Origin of the sequence: Cellulosimicrobium cellulans (assembly GCF_024124905.1) — a bacterium.
GTDB lineage: Bacteria > Actinomycetota > Actinomycetes > Actinomycetales > Cellulomonadaceae > Cellulosimicrobium > Cellulosimicrobium cellulans_G.
The window spans coordinates 353,895-366,733 of the sequence record NZ_JAMXST010000002.1 but is presented as its reverse complement, the minus strand read 5'-3'; the positions used below and the strand labels follow the sequence as shown (position 1 = coordinate 366,733).

13 protein-coding genes are annotated in these 12,839 nt (G+C 74.8%); 3 read left to right on the top strand and 10 right to left on the bottom strand.

Annotated elements, in window-relative coordinates; genetic code table 11:
* Positions 1-85 precede the first annotated feature (85 nt).
* The 4 genes from NHH00_RS06615 to dapE are packed head-to-tail and all read right to left on the bottom strand — an operon-like array spanning position 86 to position 4,274.
* A complete protein-coding gene (locus NHH00_RS06615) occupies positions 86-1,303 on the bottom strand; it encodes a hypothetical protein (RefSeq protein WP_253051078.1) in 1,218 nt (405 codons plus the stop codon).
* Positions 1,300-2,286 (bottom strand): dihydropteroate synthase, encoded by a 987-nt coding sequence (gene folP / locus NHH00_RS06610; protein WP_253051077.1) that lies wholly within the window; start codon positions 2,284-2,286, stop codon positions 1,300-1,302. Before folP ends, NHH00_RS06615 begins: the two co-directional genes overlap by 4 nt.
* A 13-nt stretch (positions 2,287-2,299) precedes the next feature.
* A complete protein-coding gene (locus NHH00_RS06605) occupies positions 2,300-3,136 on the bottom strand; it encodes an LOG family protein (protein WP_047233518.1) in 837 nt (278 codons plus the stop codon).
* A gap of 10 nt (positions 3,137-3,146) precedes the next feature.
* On the bottom strand, positions 3,147-4,274 hold the full coding sequence (gene dapE, locus NHH00_RS06600; protein ID WP_253051076.1) for a succinyl-diaminopimelate desuccinylase: 1,128 nt from the start codon (positions 4,272-4,274) through the stop codon (positions 3,147-3,149).
* Positions 4,275-4,310: 36 nt separating this feature from the next.
* Here dapE and dapD point away from each other — a divergent pair, with 36 nt between their 5' ends.
* Both dapD and NHH00_RS06590 read left to right on the top strand, forming a co-directional pair.
* Positions 4,311-5,303, top strand: coding sequence for a 2,3,4,5-tetrahydropyridine-2,6-dicarboxylate N-succinyltransferase (gene dapD, locus NHH00_RS06595; protein ID WP_253051075.1), 993 nt, complete (start codon positions 4,311-4,313; stop codon positions 5,301-5,303).
* 28 nt (positions 5,304-5,331) lie between these two features.
* A complete protein-coding gene (locus NHH00_RS06590) occupies positions 5,332-6,309 on the top strand; it encodes a hypothetical protein (protein ID WP_290444909.1) in 978 nt (325 codons plus the stop codon).
* Positions 6,310-6,605: 296 nt separating this feature from the next.
* On the opposite strand, the gene NHH00_RS06585 is transcribed toward NHH00_RS06590, so the two are convergent.
* The 3 genes from NHH00_RS06585 to fdxA all read right to left on the bottom strand — a co-directional run bounded on the left by NHH00_RS06585 (position 6,606) and on the right by fdxA (position 9,498).
* The gene (locus NHH00_RS06585) at positions 6,606-7,904 is read right to left on the bottom strand and encodes a citrate synthase (protein WP_253051073.1); all 1,299 of its coding nucleotides are present in this window, start codon (positions 7,902-7,904) and stop codon (positions 6,606-6,608) included.
* Between the two features lie 126 nt (positions 7,905-8,030).
* Complete coding sequence (dapC, locus tag NHH00_RS06580) at positions 8,031-9,161, bottom strand: succinyldiaminopimelate transaminase (RefSeq protein ID WP_253051072.1); 1,131 nt, start codon at positions 9,159-9,161, stop codon at positions 8,031-8,033.
* A 19-nt stretch (positions 9,162-9,180) separates the two neighbouring features.
* On the bottom strand, positions 9,181-9,498 hold the full coding sequence (fdxA, locus tag NHH00_RS06575) for a ferredoxin (RefSeq protein WP_024841122.1): 318 nt from the start codon (positions 9,496-9,498) through the stop codon (positions 9,181-9,183).
* Positions 9,499-9,652: 154 nt separating this feature from the next.
* Here fdxA and NHH00_RS06570 point away from each other — a divergent pair, with 154 nt between their 5' ends.
* Positions 9,653-9,958 carry a putative acetyltransferase gene (locus NHH00_RS06570; protein WP_253051071.1) on the top strand — a complete coding sequence of 102 codons (306 nt, stop codon included), beginning with the start codon at positions 9,653-9,655 and terminating at the stop codon, positions 9,956-9,958.
* Positions 9,959-9,963: 5 nt separating this feature from the next.
* On the opposite strand, the gene NHH00_RS06565 is transcribed toward NHH00_RS06570, so the two are convergent.
* From NHH00_RS06565 to NHH00_RS06555, 3 genes are read right to left on the bottom strand one after another with little or no spacing between them, the layout of a single operon-like run.
* Positions 9,964-10,959: a prephenate dehydrogenase gene (locus NHH00_RS06565; protein ID WP_253051070.1), complete on the bottom strand. Its 996-nt coding sequence runs from the start codon at positions 10,957-10,959 to the stop codon at positions 9,964-9,966.
* A complete protein-coding gene (locus tag NHH00_RS06560) occupies positions 10,956-11,918 on the bottom strand; it encodes a prephenate dehydratase (protein ID WP_253051069.1) in 963 nt (320 codons plus the stop codon). The genes NHH00_RS06565 and NHH00_RS06560 overlap by 4 nt, the downstream gene beginning before the upstream one ends.
* On the bottom strand, positions 11,915-12,826 hold the full coding sequence (locus tag NHH00_RS06555) for a hypothetical protein (protein WP_253051068.1): 912 nt from the start codon (positions 12,824-12,826) through the stop codon (positions 11,915-11,917). The genes NHH00_RS06560 and NHH00_RS06555 overlap by 4 nt, the downstream gene beginning before the upstream one ends.
* Between the last annotated feature and the right edge of the window lie 13 nt (positions 12,827-12,839).

The following is a 12,839-nucleotide window of genomic DNA, read 5'->3' as shown; positions in this document are numbered from 1 at the left end:
CCGCGCGCGCGAGGAGGGGCGTCCGACCTCGGACGACGCCCGAGGACAGTCTAGTTCACCCGTGCCGACATCCCGGGCGTCCGGGTCACGGCGGCCAGCCGGACGGCGGGACGAGCCGCCAGAGCGACCACACCCACCACACCTGGCCCGCGACGCCGGCGACGGTCACGGCGGCCAGCCACAGGCGCGACCGTGTCCACCCGACGGTGACCGCCGCGAGCGGGAAGGCGAGCAGCAGGAACCGCACCAGCGACGTGCCCGGCTGGATCGCCGCGACCAGGTAGGCGAGGTACGCACCGGACCAGGCCTGCATCTCCGGGCCGAGCCGCGCCGCGACCGGGTTGAGCACGAGGGCGGCCGTCGCGAGCAGCACGAGGGCGAGGACCCACGGACCGCCGTCGCCCAGGAGCCACCGCGACACGTCGACCCACGGGACGAACGGCACGACCTCCGCGCCCCCGCGCCACGCCTCCTGCGTGCGGAAGTACCCCTGGTGCACGCCCGTGACGACGCTGCACGCCCACGGCCACACGAGACCGCTGGCCACGGCGACCGCGAGCAGCCCGCCGAGGCGCGCGGCGTCGGGGGCGCGCAGGTCGCCCCGGCGCCACCGGACGAGACCGTGCCACAGGACGACGGCCGCCATGGGCAGCGCGACGGCGCGCGAGAAGCCGAGGAGGCCGATCACGAGCGCCGCCCACCCGTAGCGGCGCCGGGCCAGCAGCAGGAGCGCGGAGGCGACGAGGAGCAGGGCGAGCGACTCCGTGTACGCGACCTGGAGCACGGGGCTGGAGGGGAACACGCTCACGAGCAGGACCGTCGCCAGCGGCAGGCCCGGCCTGCGCTCGACCGCCGCGGCGCCCGCCGTCGTGACGAGGCGGTGGATCACGAGCACGGCACCGGCGCCGCACACGAGCGCGATTGTGGGCGCGAGCACGTCCCACCCGAGGCCGGTCACGGCGTCGAGCGCGCGGACGAGCGCCGGGAACAGGGGGAAGAACGCCCAGACGTTCTGCTCGACGGCGCCGTCGGGACCCACGGGGAGCGTGTCGGGGTAGCCGGACGCGTAGATCTGCTCGTACCAGCTCGCGTCCCACATGCGCGCGACGTACGGCAGGTACGACGGCGCGGCGTCCGTCCAGGGGTTCGCCTCCTGGGACCTCGCGACGACGAGGAGGATCACCGCGCTCACCCCGCGCGCGAGGGCGAACACCGCGAGGACCTGCGCCCACCACGGCCAGGTGGCCGGACGCAGCAGCCGTGGGCTCCCGCCCGGGCCGACCACGGCGCGCGGCGTGGTCACGCGAGGCCCCGCAGCGCGGCTGCCGGGGCCGCCTCGTCGCGCACCGCCGCGACGAGGTCCAGCACGCGCCGGGTCGCGGCCACGTCGTGCGCGCGGAAGACGCGCGCGCCGAGCCACGCCGCGACGGCCGTCGCGGCGAGCGTGCCCTCGAGCCGCTCGTCGGCCGGCAGGTCGAGCGTCTCTCCGACGAAGTCCTTGCGGGACAAGGCCATGAGCAACGGGAACCCGAGACCCGAGAGGACCTCGGTCCGCCGCAGGAGGTGCAGGGAGTGCCACGTGTTCTTGCCGAAGTCGTGCGTGGGGTCGACGAGGACCGACGCCGGCGGGACTCCGCAGGCGACCGCGCGCTCCGCCGCCGCACGGAGGGTCGCCACGACGTCCTGGACGACGCCGTCGCGCGGGTCGGCGGCTCCCGGCCGGGCGGGATACGCGACGCGGAACGGGTCGGTGCGCGGCGTCGCTCCCCCGGTGTGCGAGCACACGACGCCGACGCCGTGCTCGCCCGCGACCTCGACCAGGCGTGGGTCGTGACCCGCCCAGGTGTCGTTGATGAGGTCGGCACCCGCGAGCGCCGCCTCGTGCGCCACCTCGGCCCGCCACGTGTCGACGCTCACGAGCAGGTCCGGGAACTCCGCACGCACCCGCGCGACGAACGGCACGACGCGCCGGGCCTCCTCCTCGGGCGTCACCTCGGGCCCCACGCCGGCCCGGACGCCGCCCACGTCGAGGATCTCCGCGCCCTCGACCACCGCGCGCTCGACCGCGGCGAGGGCCGCGCGGTCGTCGAGCTGGCGCGCTCCCGCGTAGAACGAGTCGTCGGTCCGGTTGAGGATCGCCATCACCGCGGGCCGGGCGAGGGTCCGCCCGCGCAGGACGAGCGACGTGCCGCGAGGCGGCACACCGAGCGGCGGCAGGGACAGAGGACCGTCGTCGCGGCGCACGGACCCCGGCCCGGTGGGCGCGGCCGAGCCAGGTGACGTCATCGCGCCGCGACCGTCAGCTCGCGTCGCCGGCCTGCGCCCGGGCGAGCTCCTCGGTCGCCTCGAGCTCCTCGGCGCGCAGCTCGGCGCCGCGGTCGCAGACGTACTCGACGGCCTCGGCCGGGTCGTCGCACAGGTGGACGAGGTCGAGGTCGTGCGCGCTGATCATGCCGCGTCCCGCGACCGCCGTGCGGGCCCACTCGAGCAGACCGCTCCAGTAGTCCGTGCCGACGAGCGCCACCGGGAACTCGGTGATCTTGTGCGTCTGGACGAGCGTGAGCGCCTCGAACAGCTCGTCGAACGTGCCGAAGCCCCCGGGCAGGACGACGAAGCCCTGCGCGTACTTGACGAACATCGTCTTGCGGGCGAAGAAGTAGCGGAAGTTCACGCCGAGGTTGACGTACCGGTTCATGCCCTGCTCGAACGGGAGCTCGATGCCGAGGCCGATCGAGAGCCCGCCCGCCTCGGACGCGCCCTTGTTGGCCGCCTCCATGATGCCCGGGCCGCCGCCCGTGATGACGGCAAAGCCCTCGTCGACGAGGCGACGGCCGACGTCCTCGGCGAGCGCGTAGTCCGGGTGGTCCGGCTTGGTCCGGGCCGACCCGAACACGGACACGGCCGGGCCGACCTCGGCCAGCGCGCCGAAGCCCTCGACGAACTCGCTCTGGATCCGCATCACGCGCCACGGGTCGGAGTGGACCCAGTCCGCGCTGCCCCCCGTGTCGAGGAGGCGCTGGTCCGTCGTCTGGCGCGGGATCTGGTCCCCGCGCAGCAGGACCGGCCCCTTGCGGTACCCCGTCCCCGCCTGGGGCAGGCCGTCGTCGGAACCCTGGTCACGCACCGTGTCGCTCATGGTCACGAGCCTATGCCGCGGGGGCGGCCGTGAGCCACGCACGCAGCGCGTCGCGGCACAGCGCGAGCTCGCCGACCGGGCAGCGCTCGTCGTCCTTGTGCGCGAGCAGCGGGTCGCCGGGCCCGAAGTTCACCGCCGGGACGCCCAGCTCGGCGAAGCGCGCGACGTCGGTCCAGCCGTACTTCGGCGCCGGCGCGCCGCCGGTGACGCCCAGCACCGCGGCGGCGAAGTCCGCCGCGAGCGGGTCGTCCAGCCCCGGGCGCGCGCCCGGGGCGGCGTCCGTGAGCACGACCTCGAAGCCGTCGAACAGCTCGCGCACGTGCTGCTCCGCCGCGGCGACGGTGCGCGACGGCGCGAACCGGAAGTTCACGGTGACCACGCACTCGTCCGGGATCACGTTGCCCGCGATCCCTCCGCGGATCCCCACGGCGTTCATGCCCTCGCGGTACACGAGGCCGTCGACCTCGATCTCCTGCGGCACGTACGCCGCCAGACGGTCGAGCACCTCGTGCGCGGCGTGGATCGCGTTGGAACCCGTCCACGCGCGCGCCGAGTGCGCCGTCACGCCCGGCACCCGCACGTCGACCCGCAGGGTCCCGTTGCACCCGCCCTCGAGGCCCGCCGAGGTCGGCTCGCCCAGGACGGCGAAGTCGGCCACGAGCAGGTCGGGGCGGTTCCGCGCGAGGCGCCCGAGCCCGTTGAGGTGGGACGCGACCTCCTCGTTGTCGTAGAACACCCACGTCACGTCCTGCGCCGGGGCGTCGAGCTCGGCCGCGAGCGCCAGGGCGACGGCTACCCCGCCCTTCATGTCGACGGTCCCCCGGCCCCAGACCTCCGCGCGCAGGCCCTCGCCGACGACGCGCGTCGGGAGGTTCGGCGGGTCCGTGAGCGGCACGGTGTCGAGGTGGCCCGCGACGACGACGCGCCGCTCCCGGCCGAGAGACGTCCGCGCGACGACCGTGTCGCCGTCGCGCACGACCTCCATGTGCGGGTACGCACGCAGCGCCGCCTCGACCGCGTCCGCGAGCCCGCGCTCGTCGCCGCTCACCGACGGGGTGTCGCACACCGCGCGGAAGAGCGCGACGAGATCGCCGCGGAGGTCGAGCACGGGCGTGGTACCGGTGGTGGGAGAGGTCACGCCAGCACCCTACCGGCGGCGGATAGGGTGGGGCGCATGACTTCTGCGACCCCCGCGACCGCCCCCTCGGCGGCCGCGTCCGAGCCGCGTACGGCGTGGGGCTACGGCCTGGCGACCGTCACCGACGACGGCACGACCCTCGACGTCTGGTACCCGGCCCCGGCGCTCGGCGCCGCACCGGCGGACACGACCGTCCCCGCCTCGCTCGACGCGCTCGCCGAGCGCGACGAGCTGCGCGGCGTGGACGTGGTCGTGGTCCGGACCGAGATCGACCTCGACGCCGCCCCCGCCGACACCGCCGACGCGTACCTGCGACTCCACCTGCTCTCCCACCGCCTCGTCGCCCCGCACGGCCAGAACCTCGACGGCCTCTTCGGCGTCCTCACGAACGTCGTGTGGACCAACCACGGCGCCTGCGCCGTCGACGGCTTCGAGGAGACGCGCCTCCGCCTGCGCGCGACCGGCCAGCCGGTGACCGTGTACGGCGTGGACAAGTTCCCGCGCATGGTCGACTACGTCGTCCCCGCCGGCGTCCGCATCGCCGACGCCGACCGTGTCCGCCTCGGCGCGCACCTCGCCCCGGGCACCACCGTCATGCACGAGGGCTTCGTCAACTTCAACGCCGGGACGCTCGGCACGTCGATGGTCGAGGGTCGCATCTCGGCCGGCGTCGTCGTCGGCGACGGCTCCGACGTCGGGGGCGGCGCGTCGATCATGGGCACCCTCTCCGGGGGCGGTCGCGAGGTCATCTCCGTCGGGCAGCGCTCGCTCCTCGGCGCCAACGCGGGTCTGGGCATCCCCCTGGGCGACGACTGCGTCGTCGAGTCCGGCCTGTACGTCACCGCGGGGACCAAGGTGACCGTCGTCGGGCAGACCGACGCCACGGGCGAGCCGCTCGTCGTCAAGGCGCGCGAGCTCTCCGGTCGCTCCGGCATCCTGTTCCGCCGCAACTCGCTGACCGGTGGTGTCGAGGCCGTGTCCCGCACCGGCGCCGGCGTCGAGCTCAACGCCGCGCTGCACGCCAACTGACCCGCCGACGAGCACGACGGCGCCCCGCATGACCGCGACCCGACCATCCCGTCCCCGGGACCTCCCGGACGTCGGTCGGGCGCGCCGCCGGCGCCGCCCGCTCCGCGCCGCGGTCACCCTCCTCACGGTGGCCGCGGTCGGGGTGGGCGGCGTCGTCGTCGCCCTCAACCGGCTCGACGACGAGACGCCCGTCGCCGAGCGGTGCGCGGCCACCGCCGACGGCCGTACCTGGTACCTGTCCGTCACGCAGGCGGACAACGCCGCGCTCGTGGCGGGCACGGCCGTGCGCCGCGGCCTCCCCGCCCGCGCCGCGACGATCGGGCTCGCGACCGCGCTCCAGGAGTCCCGCCTCGTCAACATCGACTACGGCGACCGCGACTCCGTCGGCCTGTTCCAGCAGCGCCCGTCCCAGGGCTGGGGCAGCGTCGAGCAGATCATGGACCCCGTGTACTCGACCAACGCGTTCTACGACGTGCTCGAGACGGTCGAGGGCTACGAGGGCATGGAGGTCACGGTCGCCGCGCAGACCGTCCAGCGCTCCGCGTTCCCCGACGCCTACGCGCAGCACGAGCCCCGGTCGCGCGCCTGGGCCTCCGCGCTCACCGGCTGGTCCCCCACGTCCCTCACGTGCGACCTGGGCCCCGTGGCCACGACCGAGCTCCCGACCGACGGCGCCGCCACGCAGCCGTTCGAGGACCGCCTGGCCCGCGACCTCGGCGACGGCGCCCGCGTCGAGCCCTTCGACGGCGGCGACGGGAGCACGCTCAAGGTCGACGCCTCGGGTCTGCCCACCGCGGCCGAGGACGGCGGTCTCGACCGTGCGGCATGGGCCGTCGCACAGTGGGCCGTCGCTACCGCGGACGCGACGAACGTCGTCGCCGTCGAGGTCGCGGACCGCCGGTGGTCTCGCGACGACTCGACGTGGAGCCCGCTCGACCCCGACGACCTCGCCCCGCTCGACCCGGGCCGCGTCCGCGTCCACGTCGCCGTCCCCGACGAGTCCTGACGGCGCCCTGGTCGCGCGGTCGTGTGGTCGCCCCGGTACGGCGGCGACCACCGACGAACCGTACGACGACTGCCGAGCGGCGGGTGCGGCGTCGGATGCGAAGGGGCGTCAGAGCCGCGCTCCTCAGACCCACGCCTGACAGACCGAGGTGACGGCGCGGCAGCCCCGAGCACCGACGCCGTACCCGCCGCGGACCCAGCCACAGCGGGGATACCGGACGGCAGACCCGAGTGCCAGAACGACGAGACGCCGCGCCGCTCACCGGGGTGAGCGACGCGGCGTCCGGGGTGCGGGTGTCAGCGGTCGGAGACCGGGACGTAGTCGCGCTCGGTCTCGCCGACGTAGACCTGGCGCGGGCGGCCGATCTTGGTCTGCGGGTCCTTCATCATCTCGCGCCACTGCGCGATCCAGCCGGGCATGCGGCCGAGCGCGAAGAGCGGCGTGAACATCGCGGGCGAGAAGCCCATGGCCTTGTAGATGAGGCCCGTGTAGAAGTCCACGTTGGGGTAGAGCTTGCGCTCGATGAAGTAGTCGTCGTTGAGCGCGATCTCCTCGAGGCCCATGGCGATGTCGAGGAGCTGGTCCTTCTTGCCGAGGGTCGAGAGCACGGCGTCGGCGGACTTCTTCACGATGGCGGCACGCGGGTCGTAGTTCTTGTAGACCCGGTGGCCGAAGCCCATGAGGCGGACGCCGTCCTCCTTGTTCTTCACCTTCTTCATGAAGGTGTCGACGTCGTACTCCGCGCCCGCGATCTTGTCGAGCATCGTGAGCACCGACTCGTTGGCCCCACCGTGCAGCGGGCCGGAGAGCGCGTTGACGCCCGCGGCGACGGACGCGTAGAGGTTCGCGTGCGAGGACCCGACGACGCGGACGGTCGACGTCGAGCAGTTCTGCTCGTGGTCGGCGTGCAGGATGAGCAGCTTGTCGAGGGCGTCGACGACGACCGGGTCCGCCTCGTACTGCTGGTACGGCGTCGCGAACGTCATGCGCAGGAAGTCGTCGACGTAGCCGCGCGAGTAGTCCGGGTAGAGCAGCGGCTCGCCGACGCGGCGGCGGTGCAGGTAGGACGTGATGGTGCGGGACTTCGCGAGGAGCAGGACCGTCGCGAGCTCGACCGTCTCGTCGTCGAAGGGGTCGAGCGACTCGGGGTAGAACGTCGACAACGCGTTGATCGCGGATGAGAGCACGGCCATCGGGTGGGCGTCGCGGGGGAACGTCCCCATGAAGGTGCGGAAGTCCTCGTGCACCAGCGTGTGGCGGTTCACGCGCTCGACGAACGCCTCGAGCGTCGGGGTGTCGGGGAGCTCGCCGTGGATGAGCAGGTACGCGACCTCGAGGAAGGTCGACTGCTCCGCGAGCTGCTCGATGGGGTACCCGCGGTACCGCAGGATGCCGGCGTCACCGTCGATGTAGGTGATGCTCGACTCGCACGACGCCGTGTTCATGAAGCCCGGGTCCACCGTCACGAGGCCGGTCGACTTGAGCAAGGAGGACACGACGATGCCGTCGTTGCCCTCGGTCGCCGCGACCACGGGCAGGTCCTGCGCCTGGTCGTCGACGAGGAGGCGGACCTTCGCCTGCTGAGTGGTGGTCATGGTTCCCTTCCTGCTGCTGCTCGCGCCGTTGCCGCGCGGTCGACCGTACCCCGCTTCACCCGCACGTGACCAATCCTGAACCGTCACGAGAACACCACGCCTCTGTGAGGCAGGTCACGTCAGAGTTCAGGCTCCGGAGAGTCGAGCGGCGGCCTCGTGGACGCGCTCGTCGGTCGCGGTGAGCGCGACGCGCACGTGGCCCGCGCCCTCCGGTCCGTAGAACGCTCCCGGCCCGACGAGTATGCCGAGATCGGCGAGGTCGGACACGGTCCGCCAGCAGTCGCCCGCGCGGTCACCGGCCGGCCTCGACCAGAGGTAGAGGCCCGCCTCGGAGTGGTCGACCTGCAGCCCGGCGTCGCCGAGCGCCCCGACGAGCACCTCGCGGCGCCGCGCGTACACGTCGCGCTGCGCGGCGACGTGGGCGTCGTCGGACAGCGCGGCCACCATCGCCGCCTGGACGGGCGCGGGGACGATCATCCCGAGGTGCTTGCGGGTGCCGAGCAGGTCCGCCACGAGGGCCGGGTCGCCGGCGACGAACGCGCCGCGGTAGCCGGCCATGCTCGACTGCTTCGAGAGCGAGTAGGCGACGAGGAGCCCCTCGTGCGAGCCCCCCGCGACGGCTGGGTCGAGCAGGCTCGGCACGCCCCGCGACGCGTACGGCTCGACCCAGGCGAGCTCGGCGTAGCACTCGTCGCTCGCCACGACCGCACCGATCTCGCGGGCCGCCGCGACGACGCGCGCGAGGTGGGCGGCGTCGAGCACGCGGCCGGTCGGGTTGCTCGGGGAGTTCACCCACACCAGCCGGACGTCGGCCCGCCCCGCCCACTCGTCGACGTCGTCGGTCGCGAGCGGCGTCGCGCCGGCGAGGCGCGCGCCCACGTCGTACGTGGGGTAGGCGGTGCGCGGGTGCACGACGACGTCGCCCGGCCCGAGACGCAGGAGCGCGGGCAGGAGCCCGACGAGCTCCTTGCTGCCGACCGTGGGGAGCACGGCGTCCGGGTCGAGGCCCGGCACGCCGCGTCGCCGCGCGAACCATGCGGCGACCGCCTCGCGCAGCGCCGGCGTGCCGTGGGTCGTCGGGTAGCCGTGCGCGTCCGAGGCGGCGGCGAGGGCGTCGCGCACGACGGCCGGCGTCGGGTCGACGGGCGTCCCGATCGAGAGGTCGACGACGCCGCGCGGGTGCGCGCGGGCGCGCTCGACGTAGGGGGTCAGCGTGTCCCAGGGATAGGCGAGACCGGAGAGGTCGGCGAGTCCCACGTGCGGCGGTGCCGGGTGCTCAGGCCTGCGGCGGCAGGGCGGCGATCATCGGGTCGTCCTTCTCGATGAGACCCATCTTCGCGGCGCCGCCGGGCGAGCCGAGGTCGTCGAAGAACTCGACGTTGGCGCGGTAGTAGTCGCTCCACTCCGTCGGGACGTCGTCCTCGTAGTAGATCGCCTCGACCGGGCAGACCGGCTCGCAGGCACCGCAGTCCACGCACTCGTCCGGGTGGATGTACAGCGACCGCTTGCCCTCGTAGATGCAGTCGACAGGACACTCCTCGATGCACGCCTTGTCCTTGACGTCCACGCACGGCTGAGCGATCACGTAAGTCACGACCGAGTACCTTTCTGGATTCGTCCGGACCCCGACCCGGCGAGGGGCGAGGTCACGACAGGGAGACGCAGGACTAGTATCGCTCAGGTCGGACCGTGCCCGACCCTCCCTGACCAGCCCGTGGACGAACGTCACAGACCCGAGGAGCGCTCCCGTGCCCGACGACGCGCCCTGGACGACGTGGGCGCCGGGCACCCGGGTGGTCGTGCGCCGTCGCCTCGCCCCCGACGAGGCCGCCGCGGCGGGCAAGCCGCTCACGGACGTGATCGGCGTGGTCGTCCGGACCACCCCCACGGAGCTGGTCCTGCGCGAGGACGCGGGCGGGAGCGCCGCCCCGCCGCACCGCGGTCACGGGACGCACGACGACGTCCCGCCCCTGGTGACGGTCCCGCTCGACGCGATCGTGGCGGGCAAGCCGGTGCCGCCCCGTCCCCCGCGGCGCCCGGCGTCCCCGAGATAGCGCCGTCAGGCGACGACGACCGCGTCGTCCGCGACGTCCACGACGACCGCGCCCCGGGCGCCGGCGTCGCTCAGCGCCGTGCGCCACTCCCCCGCCTCGTCGAGGTCGATCCGCCGCCGCTCCCCGCTGCCCGGCGCGGGGGCAGGACCGCGGACCGGCTCGGGCCGGTCGAAGAACTCCCCCACGGGCGCGTTGGACTCGAGCGCCGCGACGAGCTGCTCGAGGTCGCGCACGACCACGCGCAGGGCGGACGCGACCCAGGCGGCGTTGTCCGTGACCATCGCCTCGGTGCGCCGCGGGTCGGTGCGCCCCACCCGCGTCGCGTCCCGGAAGCTGCCCGCGGCGAGCCCGAGCGCGACGTCCCGCACGGGCGCGTCGGCGACGACGCCGAGGAGCTCCGTGGCGAGGACGTGCGGGACGTGGCTGACGAGCGCCGTCGACTCGTCGTGGACCTCGTCGGTGAGGACGTGGACGGTCCCGCCCAGCGGTCCGGTCACGAGCCGGAGCAGCGTCACGAGAGCCTCGCGCCGCGTCGTCCCGTCGACCGTGACGGCCCAGCGTGCGCCGTCGAGCATCGCCGGGTCCGACGCCGCGAACCCCGAGTGCTCCGTACCGGCCATCGGGTGCGCCCCGACGTAGCGCGCGTCGAGACCCGCCGAGCGGACGGCGTCGCGCACCGCGCCCTTGACGCTCCCGACGTCGGTGACGACGGTCGCGCCGCGCACGTGCCGCGCGACCTCGGTCGCGACGGACCGCATGGCCCGCAGCGGGACCGCGAGCACGAGGACGTCGGGCTCCGCCGCGCACACGTCGGCCACGTCGCCGACGACCCGGAGGCCCGCGGCGCGGGCCGCGGCGCGCGTGGTGGCCGTCGTGTCGTGGGCGGTCACGTCGACGCCCTGCTCGTGCAGGAGCCGCGCGACCGAGCCGCCGACCAGCCCGAGCCCGACGACCCCGACCCGCAGCCCGGTGCCCGCCGCCAGCGCGGCGTCGACCGTCACCACAGCAGCCCCGCCGCGAGCGCGGACGGGTCCGCCGAGGCATCCACGCTGCCCACCGGGACGTGCGCGACGTCGACGTCGGCGTGCACCGACTCGTCCAGCTCGCCGCGCGCGGGCACGACCCCGAGCGTCTTGAGCGAGTCGCCCGCGCGGACCAGGTCGTCGAGCACGGCGCGGACCGGCGCGTCCCACGGGGCGCCGTCGACGGTCAGGACGAACACGTACGTGCCGGCCACCGCCTTGAGCGGTCGCGTGATGAGACTCGACAGGTTGACGCCGCGCTCGCCGAACGACCGTGTGATCCGGGCGAGCACGCCCGGCCCCGTGACGACCGGGGTCACCGCGAGCATGGTGCGCCACGGCCCGTCCCCGCGCGTGCGCGCGCCCTCCAGCGTCGCCGACGCCTCCGCCCGCGGGGCGAGCACGAGGAAGCGCGTCCGGGCACCGGCGAAGTCCTCGACCGCGCGCTCGAACGTCTCCAGCCCGTAGAGCTCGCCGCAGATCGTCGGCCCGAGCGCGACCTGGTGCGGCCCGGCGTCCCGGCACGCCGCCGCGTTCGACGACGCGGCGAGCGGGGCGAGGCCCGTCCGGCGGACGAACTCCTGGCACTGCGCGAGGCCGTGCGGGTGGGCGGTGACCTCCGTCAGCTCGCCGTGGCCGGGCCGCACGAACGCGTCGAACGAGATGTCGAGCACGACCTCGTCGACCGCGACGACCGTCGCGCTCCCGACGATCGCGTCGAGCGACGGGACCACGTAGCCCTCGACGGTGTTCTCGATCGCCACGACCCCGCGCGCGAGGTCTCCCGCGGCGACCCCGGCGAACACGTCCGCCACCGTCGTGCGCGCCGCGAGGCGGGCCGACCGGTACGCCGGGTCGTCCCCGCGGTCGGCGCACCACGCGGCGGCCGCCTGGTGCGTGAACGACCCCTCCGGGCCGAGGTAGCCGACGACGCTCACGCGCGCACGGCGTCCGGCGCCGACGCCGACGCCCAGCGCGGCGCGAGCGCGTCCGGGCCGGGCACGAACTCCTGCCCGGGCAGGACGGCGAGCAGGCGGTGCGCGACGCCGCGCTCCGCGAACCCGGCGACGAGGGCGTCCAGCGTCGCCGCGTCCGGGCAGGAGAACGCGCAGAAGAAGATGTGCGTCCCGGTCTGCGAACGGTGGCTGCGCAGGTGCTGGAGGTCGATGCCGGCCTGGGCGACGAGCCCGAGCGTCTGCTGCAACGAGCCGCGGTGGTCGTCCCGGGGCCCGAACGCGAGCCAGACCTGCGCCACGCCGTCGACCCGCGGCACCACGTCCCGGCTCTCCAGGAGCCCGTACCAGACGGGCGCACCCTCCCCGAGGACCTCGCTCCCGGAGAGCTCCGCGTACCCGAGCGCGGCGAGCGGGCCCGCCGCCACGGAGCGCTCCACGACGAGGCTGCCGTCCGGGCCGGCGAGCGCGACGCGCTCCTCCAGGCTCGTCCGCGTCGGGACGAGGGACGGGCTCACGCCCATCGTGCGCAGCACGTGGCGGCGGTCGCGCATGCCCACCTCGTCCACGACGACGTGCCCCGTCAGGTCCCGCGCGGAGGCCGAGCGCCCCACCCAGACCCACTGCGCGGGCACGGCCGACGCACCCGTGAGCACGAGCGAGGGCGGCGCGGCGAGCAGCGCCCGCTCGAGCTCGTGCGACGGCTGCGCAGGGTGCCCCAGGTGCACGACGGCCGACAGCCCGTCGATGCTCGCGACGGTCGACAGCGTCGCCGTCGTCGACCCGAGGTCGAGCAGCGCGTCCGCCTCGGCGGGGTCGCCGGCGACCCAGCCTGCCGCCGTGGCGGCGAGCAGCGCCTGCGCGCCCGACTCCCGTTCGCTGCGTCCGAGCATGGGACCTCCGTGT

Bases quoted from the DNA above. Each gene is read 5' to 3' on its own strand.
- folP (WP_253051077.1), bottom strand. From the start codon at position 2,286: ATGACGTCACCTGGCTCGGCCGCGCCCACCGGGCCGGGGTCCGTGCGC.
- NHH00_RS06605 (WP_047233518.1), bottom strand. From the start codon at position 3,136: ATGAGCGACACGGTGCGTGACCAGGGTTCCGACGACGGCCTGCCCCAG.
- dapD (WP_253051075.1), top strand. From the start codon at position 4,311: ATGACTTCTGCGACCCCCGCGACCGCCCCCTCGGCGGCCGCGTCCGAG.
- NHH00_RS06590 (WP_290444909.1), top strand. From the start codon at position 5,332: ATGACCGCGACCCGACCATCCCGTCCCCGGGACCTCCCGGACGTCGGT.
- NHH00_RS06585 (WP_253051073.1), bottom strand. From the start codon at position 7,904: ATGACCACCACTCAGCAGGCGAAGGTCCGCCTCCTCGTCGACGACCAG.
- NHH00_RS06555 (WP_253051068.1), bottom strand. From the start codon at position 12,826: ATGCTCGGACGCAGCGAACGGGAGTCGGGCGCGCAGGCGCTGCTCGCC.